This is a genomic window from Nonomuraea harbinensis (genome assembly GCF_019396385.1).
GTDB lineage: Bacteria > Actinomycetota > Actinomycetes > Streptosporangiales > Streptosporangiaceae > Nonomuraea > Nonomuraea ferruginea.
On sequence record NZ_JAHKRN010000032.1, the window covers coordinates 54170 to 71714 of the forward strand.

Consider the following 17545-nt stretch of genomic DNA (forward strand, 5'->3'; position numbering starts at 1 on the left):
CACAGCGCGTCGCTTCATGCGTCCCCCCAACGCCGATTCGACACCTCCACCCACTGTAACGTCACCGCCCTGACCATGGCGCTCCGCCTGTGTTCAGGGCCGGGGCCAGGCCGGCGTCTCCCGGAAGCGGAAGCGCACGATGCGGGTGGACCGTTTCATGCCCGGCACCAGGTTCATCACGCGGTACAGACGGCGGATGCGCGCGGGGGCCTTGGCCCTCAGGATCGGCGCGTCGTACATCGGCACCTCGTCGACGTACTCCAGCCGTGGGTGCCACGCGGCCAGCGCGGCGGGGACGTCGAAGCCGCAGTGGAACCGAGCGTCGTACTTGCGCAGCGCCGGGTCCCACTTCGAGGTGCGCCAGGCCCAGACCGGCACCGTGTCGATCTGGATCTGCCCTGTGGGGAAGGCGTCGACGACGCCCGTCAGCAGCCGGTGGACGTCCTTCTCGGTCAGGTACGGCACCAGCCCCTTGGCGATCACCAGCACCGGCCTGCCGCGAGGGACGCGGTCCAGCCAGGTCAGGTCGGTGACGTCGGCGCCGACGAGCGTGCAGTGGCAGCGCGGCGGCAGGAATCGCCGCCGCAGCTCGATGACGGCGGGGTAGTCCCCGTCGTACCAGTCGACGGTGGCGGGCGGGTCGATCCGGTGGACCCGGGCGTCGAGGCCGCAGCCCAGGTGCAGGACCACCGTGTCGGGATGATCGGAGAGGAAGCTCCGGGCCCAGTCGTCGTGGACGAGGGAGCGGACATGCCGCGGATGGCCGCACGGGTGTACGCCGCGCTGCTGGTCACCGACTCCGGCAGGCTGTCGGCGGCCGAGCTGGCCGGGCAGCTGGGCGTCGGCGCCTCGGCGATCTCCGGGGCGGTCAAGTACCTGGTGCGGGTGCGGCTGGTCGAGCGTGGGCGCGAGCCCGGCAGCCGGCACGACTTCTGCCGCGTCCACGAGCACACCTGGAGCCACTTCATCAGCCAGTCCGTCCCGGTGCTGGTCCAGGTGCAGACCGGCGCCGAGCAGGGCGTCACGCTCCTGGGCCTCGACTCCACGGCCGGGCAGCGGCTGGACGAGACCCGCCGGTTCTTCGCGTTCATGCGCGAGGAGATCGAGCGGTCGATGGCCAAGTGGCGGCGGCAGACGGGCGAGCCCGAGGACGGCTGACCGGCCCCGGCGTCAGGTCTCCATCAGGGCCGCGGCCTCCTCGTCCGACAGCGCGTCGATCTCGGCCGCCAGCCGCTCCTCCACCGCCGCCGCCAGCCCGCGGACGGTACGGGTCAGGAAGAGGATGTTGAGCGGCAGCTCGATCTCCACCTCCGAGCAGATCCTGGCGACGACCCGGGTGCCGAGCATGGAGTGCCCGCCCAGGTCGAAGAAGTCCTCCTCCACGCCGAACCCGTCCCGGTGCAGCACCTCGCTCCAGATCTCGTACACCAGCTCCTCCGCGGCCGTCCGCGGCGGGAGGGCTTCGGCGGCGGGCGCGGGGACGGGGGCGGGCAGGGCGGAGCGGTCGAGCTTGCCGTTGGGCAGCCTGGGGAAGGAGCCGACGGCCAGGTAGAGGCTGGGGACCATGGTGGAGGGCAGCCGGTCCTGCAGGTAGGCGCGCAGCTCGGCCACGGGCGCGTGCTCGTCCACGTACGCCACCAGGGCGCGGCCGCCCGGCGCGTCGTCGCGGACGGCGGCGACGGCGCGGGTGACCCCCGGATGCGCGGTCAGGGCGGTCTCGACCTCGCCGAGCTCCAGGCGCACGCCGCGCACCTTCACCTGGTCGTCCACCCGGCCGACGAACTCCACGGCGCCGCCGGCCAGGCGCCGCACCAGGTCGCCGGTCCGGTAGAGGCGGGCGCCGGGCGGGCCGAAGGGGTCGGGGACGAACCGCTCGGCGGTCAGGGACGGCCGCCGGTGGTAGCCGCGGGCCAGCCCGTCGCCGCCCAGCCAGAGCTCTCCCACCACGCCGGGCGGCACCGGCTCCAGGACCTCGCTCAGCACGTGGGCGGTGGTGTTGGCGACCGGGCGGCCGATGGGGACGGTCTGCTCCCCCGGCCGCGTCAGGTGGGTGAGCGACCAGATGGTGGTCTCCGTCGGGCCGTACATGTTGTGCACCTCGCCGGCCACCTCACGCAGCCGCCGGGCGAACGCGGGGCCGAGCGGTTCGCCGCCGCTCAGCACCCGGGGCAGGCCGACCGGCAGCTCCTCGGCGAGCTCCTCCAGCACGGACGGCGGCGCCTGCACGGTGCGCACGTCCGCCTCGGCCAGGACCGCGCCCAGCTTGCTGTCGGGCGGCGCCACCACCACGGTGCCGCCCGACAGCAGCGGTCCGAAGAGTTCGAGCGCGGCGATGTCGAAGGACATCGGGGTGAGCAGGAGCATGCGTTCGGCCGCGGTGAAGCCCAGGCTCGTGACCAGGTTGACCACGCCCCGATGCGGCACCATGACGCCCTTGGGCACCCCGGTGGAGCCGGAGGTGTAGATGACGTACGCCAGATGGCCGGGCGAGACCCGGGGCAGCGGCCGGTCGTCCGGCGGGCTCTGGGCCAGGTCGGTGAGCGCGGGCACGCCGGGCAGCCGTCCAGCCGGCTCCGGCGTGGTCAGTACGAGCGCGGCCCCCGAGTCCGCCAGCATGAAGCGCAGCCGTTCGGCGGGGTAGCGCGGGTCGAGCGGCACGTAGCAGGCGCCCGCCTTGAGCACCGCGAGCAGCGCGACCACCAGGTCACCGCCGGGCGGAAGGCAGACCGCCACCGGCGACTCCACCCGGACGCCGCGCGCGACGAGCACCCTGGCCAGCGCCGCGGCCCGCTCGTCCAGCTCGCCGTAGGTGAGCGTGCGGCCCTCGTGCGGGACGACGACGGCGGGCGCGCCCGGCGTGGCGGCCGCGTGCCCGGCCACGAGCTCGTGCAACGGCATGGAGGGGTACGGCAGCCGCGGCCCGTGCCAGGAGGTCACCGTCTCCTCCCGCCTCCCGGCGGGCATCAGCGGCAGCCGCGACAGCGGGAGGGCGGGGTCGCCGGTCGCGGCGTCGAGCAGGGCGAGGAACCCCTCGGCCAGCCGCGCGATCGTGGCGGGGTCGTACAGGTCGGTGGCGTACTCCAGCCAGCCGCTCAGATCGCCCTCGGCGTTCTGGATCTCCAAGGTCAGGTCGGTCTTGGTGGTGCCGGTGCCGATCTGGCCGCGCACGTCGTACGGCAGCTGGTTGAAGGCGACCTGGTAGAGCGGGGTGCGGGAGGGGTCGCGCGGCGGGTTGAGTTCGCTGACGATGCGGGCGAAGGGGACGTCCTGGTGGTCGAGGGCGTCCACGACGGTGGTCCGCACCCGTTCCAGCGCCTCGGCGAAGGACGGGTCGCCGCTCAGGTCGGTGCGGAGCGGGAGGGTGTTGACGAACATGCCGATGAGCGGGCCGAGCTCGGGCTGGTCACGTCCGGCGACGGGCGAGCCGATCACCACGTCGGTCTGTCCGCTCCAGCGGGCGAGCAGGGCGGCGAACGCGGCGAGCAGCACCATGAAGGAGGTGCTGCCGGTGCTCCTGGCCAGGGCGGTCACCCGCTCGGTCAGCGCGGCGGGGACGGTGAAGGGGTGGTTGGCGCCCGCGTAGCCGAGCTCGGCCGGCCGCGGCCGGTCGGGGGGCAGTTCCAGCGGCACCGATCCGGCCAGGCGCTCGCGCCAGTAGGCCAGGGACGCCTCGAAGCCCTGCTCGCGCTGCCAGACGGCGTAGTCGGCGTACTGCACGGCCAGCTCGGCGTACCGGGGCGCCCGGTTCTCGCGCAGCGCGTGGTACGCCTCGGCGAGGTCCTCGGTGAAGATCCGCATCGACCAGGCGTCGAACACGGCGTGGTGGGCGACGAGCACGAGCCGCCACTGCCCGCCGCCGAGCCGCACCAGCCGGGCCCGCCACAGGGGCGCGTCGTCGAGGGCGAACAGCTCGGCGGCGTCGGCCGCCGCCAGGGCGGCGAGGTCACCGGGACGGTCCCGCTCGGGGCGGCCGGACAGGTCGGTGTGGGCCAGCCGCACCGTCGCCTCGGGGGCGATCAGCTGCACGACCTCCTCGCCGCGCGGCTCCAGGCGGGTCCGCAGCGGCTCGTGCCGTTCGGCCAGCATCCGCAGCGCCCGCTCGACCAGGCCGGGCTCGACCTCGCCGAGCCGTTCCAGCCGGGAGACGCCGGCGATGTTGTAGAGCGGCACGTCAGGCAGCAGGCTGGTGAGGAACCAGACGCGTTCCTGCGCGTACGAGGCGGCGAAGGCGTCTTCGGTCACAGGCATGCGCGTATCTCCCGGGTGATCGGCTCCAGCGCGCTGACCTCGCCGATCGTGGCCAGCCAGTGCCACTGGTCGAGGGCGTGGTAGAGCCGGTAGAACGCCAGCCGCTCGGCCCGGTCTCCGGGCAGGGCGCCGTACCCCTCGTAGAGGGCGCGGCGGCGGAGCGGGTCGTCGCGGACGGCGAAGTAGTCGGTGCGGGCCAGGTCCATGAGCGGGTCGCCGCCGAGCGCGTTCTCGACGTCGATGAGGCCGGTCAGCTCCCACCGGCCGGCGCGTTCGGCGACCATGACGTTGCGTTCGTGGAAGTCGTGGTGCAGCAGCACCGGCGTGGTGCGGCGGGCCAGCAGGTGGCGGTCGGCGCGCAGGCGGGCGAGCAGCGCCGCGTGCAGGCCGGGGTCGCCGCCGAACTCGGCGAAGTGGGCGGCCTTGAGCTCGAACTGGCCGCCTACGTAGGCGTCGTTGGTGGGTTCCTGTACGCCGTCGAGCGGGCCGAAGGCGGGCACCGTGACGCCGTGCACGGTGCGCAGCAGGCGGCCCATGTCGCGGTAGAGCCGCTCGACGGTCGTCCGGTCGAGGCCGGCGGAGACCTGGGACAGCGGCCGGCCCGCCACTTTGGTCATGACCAGGTACGCCTGGGGCAGGTCGCGCCTGGAGTCGTCGGCCCGGACCACGGTGGGCGCGGCCGCGCCGGTTCGGCTGAGCAGTTCGTAGACGTGCAGTTCCTTGCGCATGCGTTCGGTGAACAACCCCGGGTAGAGCTTGAAGATCAGCTCGCGGTCGCGGGTCCTGACCTCGTAGACGGCGCTGATCTCGCCGCCGGTGCGCGGCAGCACCTTCTCGACCGGCTCGCCGAGCAGCTCAGCCGCCTTGGCCGCGCTGAGCGGCATGGTGAGCGCCTTGGCGAAGGCGGGAGCACTCCAGGCGAGGCTGACGACGTTGCCCGCCCGGTCCCGCAGCGCTCGCGCGCCGACCAGGTCGTCCGGGTCCGCTTCCGGCACCGCCTCGTCGAACCCGGCCAGCACCGGGATCCGCATGGCCACCAGCGCCAGGACGGCGATGCCCAGGCCCAGCAGGACGTACATGAACGCGATGCCGCGCCCCTGGCCCACGCCGATCACCACGCCGACGGTGTCGGCCAGCGCGCCGCCGGGCAGGAGCAGCGGCTCCAGCAGGCGTTCCCCGAGGGGGGCGACCACGGCCATGCCGACCGGCAGCGTCGACCAGGAGATCATCTGGTTGAACGCCATCACCCGGCCGTGGAACCGCTGCGGCACCTTCACGTGGATGATCGTCATGAAGACGCCGTTGACCACGGACAGGCTGCACCACAGCCCGAACGCGCCCAGGCCCACGGTCAGCGGCGAGGCGTACACCCCGGTGACGACGGCGAACAGGCTGAGCAGCAGGGTGCCGAGCAGCACGGCGCGCATCCGGCGGCGGCGCGGCCCGCCCCACAGCGCGACGATCACGCCGCCGAACGTGGCGCCCAGGCCCCCGACGAACGAGATGCGGCCGGCGGTGTCCAGGTCGGCGAACGACAGCACCAGCGGCGAGATCGACATCAGCACCGCGGCCAGCATGACGTTCAGCGCCGCGAAGTAGAGCAGCGCGGCCCGCAGGTGGCGGTTGCCCAGCGACATGCGGAACCCGCCGGCCAGTTCGGCGGCCAGCGTCTCGCGCCGCTCCAGCGCCATCGTGGCGGGGAAGCGGATGAGCGCCAGCGCGGCCAGCACCACGGCGAAGCTGACCACGTCGATCACCAGGATGCCGCCGAGGCCGATCCCGGCCAGCAGCGCGACGGCCAGCAGCGGGGCGACGAACTGCGAGGTGCCGGCGAGCAGTTGCACCACGCCGGCGGCGTGCCCGAGATACCGCTTCGGCACCAGTTGCGGCAGCGCCGCGGTGTAGGCGAGCCGCTGGAAGACCAGCGTGATCGAGAGCAGGGTGACCAGCGGATAGATGTGCCAGGTGGCCAGGTCGCCGGTCCACAGCAGCACGCCGAAGACCAGCTGCACGCCGCCTGCCAGGCAGTTGCCCAGCGCCATCATGGCTCTCTTGCCGTGCCGGTCGACGAGCGCGCCGATCAGCGGGGCGGCCAGCACGCCCGGCATGATCGCGAGCGCGACCAGCAGGGCGAAGTTCAGCAGGGAGCCGGTGGTGGTGTAGACCCAGATCGGGATGGCGAAGTCGGTCACCGCGGTGCCGACCATGGACAGGAGCTGGAACGCCGAGACGGCGAGGAACCGGCGCATGCCGGGCTCGGGCGCCCGCTTCCTGGGCGGCGAGGCCTCCCGCCCGTCCGGGGCCGACGTCTCCTCGACCCACCATCCGGCGGCGGGGCCGCGGGCCTGGCGGCTCAGCTCGGCGGCCGAGCCGTACTCCATGGCGATGTGCGTGTTGGTGAGGACCTGGGCCAGGTCGTCGGCGCGGTACTTCAGGTAGTAGTGACCGGCCTCGTCGAGGACGACCAGCGCCGTGGTCTCGGACAGGAAGTGCCACTCCCGGTAGCGCTCGCGGTAGTAGTCGGTGGCCGGATCCTGCTCCCCCACGACCGCGATGACCGGGGCGCGCAAGGGCTCGGCCCGCTCCGCCAGCATGCGGGTGAAGGCCTCCTCTGCGATCAGCGTGTCCCGCCGCTGGTTGCGGACCATGAACTTGACCTGGTCCTCGTCCAGGCCGGAGATGTCGTTGCCCATGGCCTTCATGCGGTTCTCGTACGAGCGGTCGCCCCGCAGGCGGTCGGTGCGCAGCAGCCTGCCCAGCGGCCCGGCGATCCGCCCTTCCGGACGGGCGAACGGGAAGATCGCGCCGATGTAGACCGCGGCCGGTTCGCGGCCCCGGGCCTCCAGCCGGCGGGCGACCTCTGCGGTGACGGCGCCGCCGATGCCGCAGTGACCGTACAGGGCGACGGGGCCGTCGATGCCGTCGATGATCTCGCGTACGGCCTGCTCGATGACCTCCTCCAGTGGCATCACCGGCTCGTCGGGGCGGCCGGGGTCGTGGCCGGGGAAGGCCATCGAGTACAGCGCGCACTCCTCGGGCAGGGCGTCGGCGAGCGGCTGGTAGACCAGGGCGTTGCCGCCGCCGTACGGGAAGCAGACGAGGGTGAGCGCGGGGGTGACGCGCGAGCGGGTGAGGCGGTGCAGCAGCGCGCGCGGCCTGTCCTCGGCCGGGGCCGGCCCCTCGATGAGCTGGGCCAGGCCGCGCACCGTGGGGTGCTGGAACAGGTCCATGACGCCCACCGAGCGGCCTTCTGCCGGGGCCAGCAGCTTGCGGATCCGGGCCACCACCTGGATGGCGACCAGCGAGTGCCCGCCGAGGTCGAAGAAGTCGTCGTCGGCCCGGATGCCGGGCACGCCCAGCAGCTCGCTCCAGATGCCGGCGACGGCGATCTCGGCGGGGGTGGCCGGCAGGGCCCCGTCGCCGCTCGACCGGGTGGGGGCGGGCAGCGCGGACCGGTCCACCTTGCCGTTGGGGCTGAGGGGCAGCGCGTCGAGCCGCACGTAGGCGGTGGGCACCATGTGGTCGGGCAGCAGTTCCCTGAGCCGGGCGCGCAACCCGGCCGCTTCGGCATCGGTGACGACGTAGGCCACCAGGCCGTCCGCGTCGGCCACGACCAGCGCGTCACGCACGCCCGGTTGCTCGCGGAGCACGGCCTCGACCTCGCCCGGCTCGACCCGCTGGCCGCGGATCTTGATCTGGTCGTCGGCCCGGCCGAGGAACTCCACGGCGCCGTCGCGGTGCGTCCGGGCCAGGTCGCCGGTGCGGTAAAGACGTGACCCCGCGGGCCCGTACGGGTCGGCCAGGAAGCGTTCGGCGGTCAGGCCGGGCCGGTCGTGGTAGCCCAGGGCGACCTGGACGCCGCCGATGTACAGCTCGCCGGTCACGCCGGGCGGCACCGGCCGCAGCCGCGCGTCGAGGACGTGGACGCGGGTGTTCTGCACCGGATGGCCGATCGGGATCCGGCTCTCGCCCGGCACGCAGCGCCAGGCCGTCACGTCGACGGCGGCCTCGGTCGGCCCGTAGAGGTTGTGCAGCTCCACTTCCGGCAGCCGTTCGAAGAACCGGGCGGCGACGGCGACCGGCAGCTCCTCCCCGCTGCAGACCACCCTCTTCAGCGACACGCAGCGCTCGACGTCCTCCTCCTCCAGGAAGGCGGCGAGCATCGACGGCACGAAGTGCATGGTCGTCACGCCGGAGGAGACGATCAGGTCGCGCAGGTAGGCGGTGTCGCGGTGGCCGCCGGGCGCGGCGACGACCAGGCGGGCGCCGGTGATGATGGGCCAGAAGAACTCCCAGACCGACACGTCGAACCCGGCGGGCGTCTTCTGCATCACCGCGTCGGCGCCGGTCAGGCCGAAGCGGCGCTGCATCCAGTCCAGGCGGTTGACGATGGCGGCGTGGGAGTTCGGCACGCCCTTCGGGCGTCCGGTCGAGCCGGAGGTGTAGATCATGTACGCGGGACAGGCGGGGGTCAGCGGCGTGTCCGGCACGTCCTCGCGCTGGAGTACGGTCTCCTCGGGCAGCAGGATCGCGGCTCGCGCGTCCCGCAGCATGAAGTCCAGGCGTTCGCGCGGATAGCCGGGGTCGAGCGGCACGTACGCGGCGCCGGACCGGACCACCGCCAGCAGACTCACGACCAGGTCGAGGGAGCGCTCCATGGCGACCGCGACCCTGACGCCCGGCCGCGCGCCCAGGTCGCGTAATCGCCGGGCCAGCTCGCCGGAGCGCCGCTCCAGCTCGGCGTAGGTGAGCCGCCGCCCGCCGAACTCCAGGGCGACGGCGCCGGGCGTGCGGGCGGCCTGCTCCTCGAACAGCTCTCCCAGCGTCCGGTCCGCCGGGTACGGCACGCTCGGCCCGGCCGAGAGGGCCAGCACGCGCTCGCGCTCCGGCCCGGTCAGCAGTTCCAGGTCCGACACCCGCCGGTCCGGCCCGGCGAGCGCGGCGCGCAGGAGCGTCCCGAACCGGGCGCCGAGCTCCTCGACCGTGGCCTTGGCCAGCAGGTTCCGGTTGTAGACGAACAGCCCGTCGAGGCCGCCGCCGCGTTCGGTCAGGAACAGCTCCAGCTCGAAGGGGGCGGCCCCGGCGCTCAGCGGGTACGGCTCCGCCGTGAGGCCCGGCCAGGCGGCGGTGTCCTCCTCGTAGCTGCGCAGCGCCAGCGCGACCTGGAACACCGCGGTACGCGAGACGTCCCGGGTCAGGCCGAGTTCGCCGACGAGCTGCTCGAAGGGCAGCCGCTGGTGCGCGAAGGCGTCCAGCGTGCTCCGCCTGACCCGGGCGAGCAGCTCGGCGAAGGTGGGGTCGCCTTCCAGGTCGGCGCGCATGGCCAGCATGTTGACGAACATGCCGATGAGCGGTTCGAGCTCGCTGCGCGGGCGTCCGCCCACGGGCGTGCCGATCGCGAAGTCGGACCGGCCGCTGTAGCGGGCGAGCAGCACCTGGTAGACGGCGAGGACGACCATGAAGAGCGTCGCGTCGTGCTCGCGGGCCAGCCTGCTGGCCGCGGTCAGCACGTCGGGGCCGAGCCTGAAGGTGTGGGAGTCGCCCTCGAAGGTGGCCACCGCGCCGCGCCTGCCGTCCAGGGGCAGCTCGATGGGCGGCACTCCGGCCAGCCGCTCGCGCCAGTAGGCCAGATCCGCCTCGTCCGCCGGTCGGCCGCGCTGCCACACGGCGAAGTCGCCGTACTGCAGGGCGAGCGCGGGCGGCTCCTCCCCCGCGTACAGAGCACGGAGCTCCCCCGCCAGGATCTCCAGCGACCAGCCGTCACCGGCGATGTGGTGCAGGGCCACCAGCAGGACGTGGTCGTCGCCGGCCAGCCGCACGAGCAGGGCGCGCACGGGCGGTTCTGCGGCGAGGTCGAAGGGCCTGACCAGCTCGGCGCTCAGAAGCTCACGGGCCGCCGCCTCGTCCGGGGCGCTCACGCGGCGCAGCTCCACCTGCCCGGTGCCGGCCACCTCGACGCGAGGGCGGCCGTCGGGGTCGGCGCAGAAGCGGGTACGCAGGATCTCGTGCCGGTCCACGACCGCTTCGAGTGCTCGGCGCAGCCGTGCGGCGTCGAGGTCCCCGCGCAGGCGCACCACGAGGGGGATGGTGTAGGCGGCCGTGCCGGGGGCGAACTGCTCCATGAACCACAGGCCCTCCTGGGCGTGGGTCAGGGGGATGTCCGCGCCGGCGGGGCGGCGTGGGATCGTGGTCGGCTTGCCGTTCGACCTGCGGCGCAGGCGTTGCTCCAGCAAAGCTCGTTTGGTGTCTGAGAGGTGGGCTCCGCCTGAGGCCGGCTCCGTCGAGGTCGCCAACGACCGCCTCACTTTCAGTGGTGAACGTCACATTAACGGGATTTGCTCACACCGCGCCGGTGAGGTCAAGCAGGTGACGCCATGAGCTGTACGACCACAGAAAGGTCGCCGCCGCGTCGTCCGGTTGGCAGAATCCCGGCCATGGGTGCTGCCGGGAGCCGCATGGCCGTGCGAGCCTTTCTCCGAGACGTCGATGAGGCCGTGTCCGATCCGCCCCGCCCAGGGCCATGCGGGGAGCGGTTGCTCGCGGCGGCTCAGCGTCAGCTGAAGGCACTCGGCACGTCGAGGTGGGCGCCTGTCGGCTCGGCCAGTTGCGCGACCAGCGTCGCGGGCTTCAGCGACGTCGACATGCTCGCCGTCTTCGGTGATCCGATCCGTCACGGCGCGGCCGACACGGTCCTGCCGTACTCGATCAAACAGCTCCTGAAGGCGATGGCGGCGGACCGGCCGCCGCCAGGGCCCATCAGGCCGCGGAAAGCCTACGACCTGTTCGCCGACCGCCTGGAGGCCATGGGCCCGGTGTCCGGCTTCGGCCCGCAGAGACGCGCCTTCCCCGCGGTCCACTTCCCTTCGCTCACCGCTGAGCCGTCCATGGAGCTGGTCCCTGGTTGCGAGGCCGACTTCCTGTGGGACTCTCCGGTGACCGCGCCCAGCTCCGGCCTGGTCGAGGTGGCGTTCCCGGCCACGGAGGATCGCTGGCTGGGCACCTCACCGGCACTGCACGAGCGCACGCTCGACGCCAGTCCCGGCGGCGTCGACTACACCTGCAGGGAGGCCATCCGCATCATCAAGCTGATCAAGTACCGGCGGTCGATCCCCGTCCTGTCCTACTTCCTTGAGCTGTTCGCGCTGAGGTGGCTGGAAGGATCGCACGCGTTCGACGCCGAGAGCATCAGCCAGATCGTCGAGCAGGCCGACCTCGGCTGGCACACCAGACTTCCGGTGGGCCACCTGATCGACGACATCCCGGCGCTGCTGTCCGCGCTCGCCGGCCAGTTGGGCCGTGCGGCCGCGCAGGGCCGTCAGCTGCGGATGATCGACCTGACCACCCCGGAGCGGGAAGGGACCGTCGAAGCCTGCGACGCGACCCACGCGGTGAGCGCGGCGCGATCGTTCGAGGCCGCCGCCACGCTGGCGCACCGGGCGCGTGCCGCGGCAGACCGTGGCGACCAGGCGGCCGCGCTGTCCGCATGGAGAGAACTGCTCCGGCAGGGTGGCGTCTCCGCTTCCGAGGACGAGCCCGGTCGTTCCGGGTGAGCGTCACGCCGATGATCCCCCGCTAAGGGCTCGCCGGTTCGGCCAGGCGGCGCCGATGTCCTTCGGCCGTATCCGCGAAGTCCCGTTCGTCGTTGCCGCGGTAGTGCCGGTAGAACCACTCGGGGACGCGGCTGATGTCCTGCCGGGTGCGCAGGATCCCGTCCTGGATGTCGCGGGCCAGTTCACGCAGCCTCCGCCATTCGGCCTCGTCGATCTTCCCGGGACGTGCTTTCCGCAGTTCCGCGGTGACGAGCTTGAGCAGCCGCTCGCGCTCGGTGGCCAGGCGTTCCTGGCTGTACCAGGTTTCCAGGGCCAGTTGGTAAGCGGCCAGGGAGGGGACGAAATAGCTGACGACCACGTCCGTCATCGTGACCCCGGCGACGATCCCGGCCAGGACGCCGATGACGCACCACACGATCGCCGCCGCGAGCACGAGGCGGCCGTAGCGGCGGCGCAGCCGCGCGTCCCAGGCGAGGTTCTGCTCCTGGGCGATCAACACGTCATACGGATGGTGCACGCGATCCGTGGGGTCGTACCAGCCATCGGTGACCCGCCGATCCTTCGTGCTGCCCGGTTTGAGCTTGCGGGCCAGGCGCGAGACGTCGGGATCCGCGATCGGCTCGCCGGCGACCGCACCGCGCCAGGGCAGGTGGAACAGGGCGGTGTCGAACATCTCCTGCAGCAACGCCCCCTGGTTGGCAAGCGAGGCCACCACCAGCCGCAGCGGGATGACGGAAATGAGAAACCACAGGAATCCGACGATCGCCACAGGGGTACGGCCGATCCCCGTCAGCGTGGTGACCACCCCTCCGGCCGCCATGGCGGCCGCCATCACCGCGCGCAGCGCCTCAGCCAACTGCCCGCGCTGGTGGCTGGCCGCGGCCGCGCGCTGTAGGCGCACCATGTCCTGGTCGAGCTGGCGCTGGTCGATCGCCCGCGCAGGCACGCCCCGTGGCGGGTTCTGGGGGCTGGCGGAAGAGCGCGTCATTCGACCGTCCGATCGCCGGATCCGCCGCGGTGTGGAGCAGGCATGCGCCCATTGTCGGCAACCGGCGAGACGCTTCCAAGTGACGAGGGCATGGCCGCTCTCGCCGGTGCGCAGCCGTTCCGGCCGCCCGTGGCGTCGCCCCATCCATCGCTCAGGGGGGCGATCCGGTGAAGTGCGGCAGGACCAGCTCGGTCAGTGTGGTGACGTCGTCGTCGGCCATCGGCTCGCCGGTCATGCCCATCCTGTGGAGCAGGGTCCCGACGACGACGTCGATGAAGAACAGGACCCGGTTCTCCGGCTCGCCGAGCGCCTCTTGGAGGGCGATCCTGTAGGGGTCCTGCAGTCGGGTGGACAGGATTTCGCGCAGGGCCGGATCGCTGACGGCGTCGCTGAACACGCCGGCGAACGCGTCGCCCACCCCGGGTTCGGCGATCTTCGCCGCGATCCAGCGGATGGCCGAGGACATGAGCTCGGCGCGACCGGCGCCTTCCAGTGGAATCGGGCCGAACGCGTCAAGGAGGCAGTCCACGATCAGCGCGCCCTTGGTCGGCCAGCGACGGTAGGTCGTCGTCTTGGCGATGCCGGCCGCGGCGGCGATGCGGTCGACGGTGGCCCGCGCGTAGCCGAGTTCGTGGACGGTGCTCAGCGTGGCGGCGAAGACCACGGCGTGGACGCCGGAGCGTGGGCGACCGGGCGGTCTGGCGGTCATGGCTCCCAGGATAGCCATTTGCGCTACCGTTAGTATCGATACTTCAGGTAGCGAAACGCCAAGGAGACGACATTGAGCAAGATCACCGAGACGGAGCGGCCGCCGCTGGGCATCCGGTTGCTGCGTGCGCTGGGGAGGGAGCCGGACTGGCCGGCCATCACGGACGAGGAACTGGTCGCCTACCGCGAGGCGGAGAACCGCAAGCGGGCATCCCGCCTGGCACGGGTGATCACCGGCTTTCCCGACCGTGGTGCCGGCATCCGGTGGCAGGAGGTGGCGCTGCCCGGCCGTGACGTCCCGGTCCGGATCTACCGGCCGGTGGGCGCCGACCGTGCCGACCTGCCCCTGGTGCTCCACGTGCACGGAGGCGGGTTCGTGGGCACGGCGGCGCAGTGCGACTGGGTGAACAGCCACCTTGCCGCGCGCCTGCCCGCGATCGTCGTCTCGGTCGAGCACCGCCTCCTCGACCCGCGGACACCGCTGTCGGCAGCCGTCGACGACGGCTGGGACGTGCTCCGGCACGTGCTGGAGCACGCCGCCCGATGGGGGGTCGACCCGGCGCGGACCGCCGTCTTCGGGGAGAGCACCGGCGCGATGGTCGCCGCCCTGGCCGCGATCCGGGCCCGGGAGTCCGGGCTCGTCCTGAGGGCGCAGGTTCTGGTCAACCCCGCTGTCGACCTGACCTCGACCATGTTCGACCACGCCTCGATCACCCGGCATGCGCACAGCCCGACCCTCAGCCTGCCGCAACTGCGGTTGCTCCACCGGTTCGCCGTTCCGCCGGGAACCGATCCTCGTGCGCTGTCGCCGCTGTACGCCGATGATCTGGGCGGACTGGCCCCAGCGCTCGTGGTGGTGCCGACCCTTGACCCACTGGCCGATCACGGCCGCGCTTACGCCGAAAGACTGCGAGCCGCTGGGACACCCGTGCGGCTCACCGAACATCCCGGGGCGACACACGCGTTCCTCAGCATGCCGGGCGTGGTGCCGCAGGCCAAGGCCGCACGGGCGGAGATCGCCGGGTTCCTCCGGGACTCCCTCGTCCGATGACCGGCACTTGGCAGAGGACGGCCACGCTGGAGCCGGGCCGGCTGGCCTTCACCAGCGACGTCGGAACCACCGAACCGCACGCGCACGCCGCCCTCCAACTCGCCCTCAACGAGGGCCACCGCTTCCACCACCTCGAAGGGGCCGGCATCCGCGACGTCAACTTCGGGCTGTTGACCCTGGTCTGGGACCACCTGCTCGGCACCTTCTCCTACGACCACGCCCGCCGCTTCGCCTCCGGCGCGTGCCACACCGAACCGTCACCCCCGGAGCCCGTCGACCAGGAGCGGACGGCGACGTAGGACGGGGACCCGGCATCAACCGATCGGTTGATGCCGGAATCCACCATCTCGCTTCCCGCCCGGACGATCCGCCGCCCCGGCCGCCGCGCGATTCTCGATGCATGCCAACACACCAGGAGCCCGCACTCCGCACCGCCGGACTCCGCAAAGTCTTCGGCGACCACGTGGCGGTCGACGACATCGACCTCACCGTCCCGGCCGGCTCCTTCTACGGCCTGGTCGGCCCCAACGGCGCGGGCAAGACCACCACCCTGGCCATGGCCGTCGGCCTGCTCCGTCCCGACGCCGGCAGCGCCGAGATCTTCGGCGTGGACGTCTGGCGTGACACCGTCCAGGCCAAGGCGCTGATCGGTGTGCTGCCCGACGGGAACGCCATGCCGGAACGGCTCACCGGCCGCGAAGCCCTCACCTACCTCGGCCTGCTGCGCGGCCTGCCCCCCGCCGTGGTCGCCGAGCGCACCGACGAACTCCTCCAGGTCCTCGAACTGGACTCCGCCGAGCGGACGCTGATCATCGAGTACTCGACCGGCATGCGCAAGAAGATCGGCCTGGCCGTGGCCCTGCTGCACGCTCCCCGCCTGCTCGTCCTGGACGAGCCCTTCGAGGCCGTCGACCCCATCTCCGCGGCCACGATCAGGACCATTCTGCGCAGGTTCGCGGGCAACGGCGGCTCAGTGATCATCTCCAGCCACGTGATGGCTCTCGTCGAGCAGATCTGCGACCACGTGGGCGTCATCTCCGACGGCCGGGTCGTCGCCGCCGGGCCGCTGGCCGACGTGCGCGGCGCCGCGACCCTGGAAGACGCCTTCGTCGGCCTCGTCGGCGCCCGCACCGGAGGAACGGAGGGGCTGGCATGGCTCACCTCCTGACCCCCGGCCCGGCCGCCATGGCGCAGCACATGATCCGCATGCGGCTGGCGCTCATGCGCAACTCCCTGCGCGGCGACGACGCCACCAACCTGTACGCCGGCGTCTCGTTCGGGCTGCTCCTGGCCCTCGGCACGATCACCGTCGCCGTGCTGTGGCCCGCCTACCTGCCCCTCGCCCTGGCCGTGTGGCTCTCCGGCTGGATCTTCGGCCCCATTCTCATCGGGGGCGGCAACGAGGCCCTGCGCCCCGAGTACTTCTCCATGCTCCCGGCCAAGCCGGGCCGTATCGCCGCCGCCCTGCTCGCCGGCGCTTTCGCGGGCCCCGTGCCCGCGGTCAATCTCATCGCCCTGCTGTCGCTGCCCGTGTACGGGTGGCGCTTCGGCCCGGCCGGAGTGCTCGTCGGCCTGGTGGCGGCCGTCACCACGCTCGTCACGATGGTGATGATCTCCCGCGTCGTCGTGGCGCTCATCGGCCTGTTCGTCAGATCCCGTGCCACCGCGGCCGCCGTCGGCATCGTGACCGGCACCGCCATCGCCCTGTGCAGCAACGGCTGGGCACCCGTCGTAGCCATGGGCGTCACCGACACCGACGCCTGGTCCGAGGTGTTCGTCCGCGTCCTGCCCTCCGGATGGGGCGTGGCCGCCATCGAGGCCTCCTGGCCCTTCGCCATCGCCATCCTGGTCGCCAACGCGGGCGTGATCGCCCTCCTCCTGGCCGCCTGGGCGGTCCTGCTGTCGCGGCGCGTCGTCTCGGCCGCACGCGGCGGTGTGCCGCCCCGCCGCGGCACGCCCCGCCCCTTCCCGGCCACCGGCGGCGCCCGTGCCGTCGCCGCCAAGGAGCTGCGCGCCTGGTGGCGCGACCTCGTCCGCATCCAGCTCCTCGCCACCGCCTTCTCCTACGCCATCGTCACCCCTCTCCTGCTCATCACCATCGACGTCTGGGTCATGGTCCCCTTCGCGGGGCTCATCGCGATCGTGATGGCGGCCGCGTCCTCGGCCAACCTCTACGGCGCCGACGGGACGGCCCTGTGGCTCACCCTCATGACCCCCGGCGCGGAACGCGCCGACGTACGCGGCCGCCAGCTGGCCTGGCTGCTCATCGTCGGCCCGGCCGCCGTCGCCCTCTCCCTGGCCGGCACTCTCATCAGCGGCGAGACCTGGGCCTGGCCGTGGGTGCTGGGCCTGCTTCCCGCCCTCCTCGGCGGCGGCGCCGGGATCATCGTCCTGCTCGCCGTCACCTCGCTCGTCCCCGGCACCGACCCGCACAAGCGCGGCGGCAACCCGCTCAGCACCGGCGCCGACGAGACCGCCGAGACCAGCCTGGCCTGGCTCGTGCTCTGCGCGGTCCCCGCGACCGCCCTCCCCGCGGCCGGCGCCATCCTCCTCAACCCCTGGGCCGGCGTCGCCACCGGTGTGCTGACCGGAGCCCTCAGCGCCTGGGGACTCGGCAGGATCGCCTACCGCAGACTCGAGAACCACGGGATCGACCTGCTCAACCTCATGAAGCACGGCCCGGCGCCCCAGGCCGACAAACCCACCACCGCAGACCTCCCCATCCAGCACCGCATCGGGGTCATGATCTGCTACACCATCGGCTGGCTCCCCCTGTTCCCCCAGGGACTCGTGCCCATGGTCATGAAGATCTTCGGCATCGACAACCCCGTATGGTTCCTGGCCCTGCATCTCCCGCCGATCTGGCAATGGCCCGTGATCATCTTCATGATCGCCCTGGGGCTGCTCATGTACGGCTACGCCATCCTCATCCCCATGCGCCTAAGCTCGTCCTCGTCGGCCACCAGCGGCTGAGCCGCACCCGTACCCGAGAGGAGGGCA

Annotated in this window: 11 protein-coding genes; 6 read left to right on the forward strand and 5 right to left on the reverse strand. The window is 72.6% G+C overall.

What is annotated here, in order from left to right:
* Positions 1–93: 93 nt before the first annotated feature.
* Positions 94–834: a class I SAM-dependent methyltransferase gene (locus KME79_RS28750; protein ID WP_246640606.1), complete on the reverse strand. Its 741-nt coding sequence runs from the start codon at positions 832–834 to the stop codon at positions 94–96.
* On the opposite strand from KME79_RS28750, the gene KME79_RS28755 reads away from it, so the two are divergent.
* Positions 751–1158, forward strand: coding sequence for a GbsR/MarR family transcriptional regulator (locus KME79_RS28755; RefSeq protein ID WP_246640591.1), 408 nt, complete (start codon positions 751–753; stop codon positions 1156–1158). The genes KME79_RS28750 and KME79_RS28755 overlap by 84 nt on opposite strands.
* A 12-nt stretch (positions 1159–1170) precedes the next feature.
* On the opposite strand, the gene KME79_RS28760 is transcribed toward KME79_RS28755, so the two are convergent.
* Positions 1171–4248 (reverse strand): non-ribosomal peptide synthetase, encoded by a 3078-nt coding sequence (locus KME79_RS28760; protein ID WP_219547420.1) that lies wholly within the window; start codon positions 4246–4248, stop codon positions 1171–1173.
* Positions 4239–10481, reverse strand: a complete 6243-nt coding sequence (locus KME79_RS28765) for a non-ribosomal peptide synthetase (RefSeq protein ID WP_246640592.1) — start codon at positions 10479–10481, stop codon at positions 4239–4241. Before KME79_RS28765 ends, KME79_RS28760 begins: the two co-directional genes overlap by 10 nt.
* Before the next feature lie 408 nt (positions 10482–10889).
* Between KME79_RS28765 and KME79_RS28770 the strand changes: the two genes are divergently transcribed.
* Positions 10890–11798, forward strand: a complete 909-nt coding sequence (locus KME79_RS28770; protein ID WP_219547424.1) for a hypothetical protein — start codon at positions 10890–10892, stop codon at positions 11796–11798.
* 22 nt (positions 11799–11820) lie between these two features.
* On the opposite strand, the gene KME79_RS28775 is transcribed toward KME79_RS28770, so the two are convergent.
* Both KME79_RS28775 and KME79_RS28780 read right to left on the reverse strand, forming a co-directional pair.
* Positions 11821–12786, reverse strand: a complete 966-nt coding sequence (locus KME79_RS28775; RefSeq protein ID WP_219547426.1) for an S-4TM family putative pore-forming effector — start codon at positions 12784–12786, stop codon at positions 11821–11823.
* A gap of 151 nt (positions 12787–12937) precedes the next feature.
* Positions 12938–13495: a TetR/AcrR family transcriptional regulator gene (locus KME79_RS28780; RefSeq protein WP_219547428.1), complete on the reverse strand. Its 558-nt coding sequence runs from the start codon at positions 13493–13495 to the stop codon at positions 12938–12940.
* A 72-nt stretch (positions 13496–13567) separates the two neighbouring features.
* On the opposite strand from KME79_RS28780, the gene KME79_RS28785 reads away from it, so the two are divergent.
* From KME79_RS28785 to KME79_RS28800, 4 genes are all read left to right on the forward strand, one after another.
* Entirely contained in the window at positions 13568–14545 is a 978-nt protein-coding gene (locus KME79_RS28785; protein WP_219547430.1) for an alpha/beta hydrolase, read from the forward strand.
* A complete protein-coding gene (locus KME79_RS28790) occupies positions 14542–14844 on the forward strand; it encodes a hypothetical protein (RefSeq protein WP_219547433.1) in 303 nt (100 codons plus the stop codon). The genes KME79_RS28785 and KME79_RS28790 overlap by 4 nt, the downstream gene beginning before the upstream one ends.
* 101 nt (positions 14845–14945) lie before the next feature.
* Positions 14946–15713, forward strand: coding sequence for an ABC transporter ATP-binding protein (locus tag KME79_RS28795; protein WP_148031734.1), 768 nt, complete (start codon positions 14946–14948; stop codon positions 15711–15713).
* Positions 15698–17518: a hypothetical protein gene (locus KME79_RS28800; protein WP_219547435.1), complete on the forward strand. Its 1821-nt coding sequence runs from the start codon at positions 15698–15700 to the stop codon at positions 17516–17518. Before KME79_RS28795 ends, KME79_RS28800 begins: the two co-directional genes overlap by 16 nt.
* Positions 17519–17545 lie beyond the last annotated feature (27 nt).

Bases quoted from the DNA above. Each gene is read 5' to 3' on its own strand.
- KME79_RS28800 (WP_219547435.1), top strand. From the start codon at position 15,698: ATGGCTCACCTCCTGACCCCCGGCCCGGCCGCCATGGCGCAGCACATG.
- KME79_RS28780 (WP_219547428.1), bottom strand. From the start codon at position 13,495: ATGACCGCCAGACCGCCCGGTCGCCCACGCTCCGGCGTCCACGCCGTG.
- KME79_RS28755 (WP_246640591.1), top strand. From the start codon at position 751: ATGCCGCGGATGGCCGCACGGGTGTACGCCGCGCTGCTGGTCACCGAC.
- KME79_RS28770 (WP_219547424.1), top strand. From the start codon at position 10,890: ATGCTCGCCGTCTTCGGTGATCCGATCCGTCACGGCGCGGCCGACACG.
- KME79_RS28790 (WP_219547433.1), top strand. From the start codon at position 14,542: ATGACCGGCACTTGGCAGAGGACGGCCACGCTGGAGCCGGGCCGGCTG.
- KME79_RS28760 (WP_219547420.1), bottom strand. From the start codon at position 4,248: ATGCCTGTGACCGAAGACGCCTTCGCCGCCTCGTACGCGCAGGAACGC.
- KME79_RS28775 (WP_219547426.1), bottom strand. From the start codon at position 12,786: ATGACGCGCTCTTCCGCCAGCCCCCAGAACCCGCCACGGGGCGTGCCT.
- KME79_RS28795 (WP_148031734.1), top strand. From the start codon at position 14,946: ATGCCAACACACCAGGAGCCCGCACTCCGCACCGCCGGACTCCGCAAA.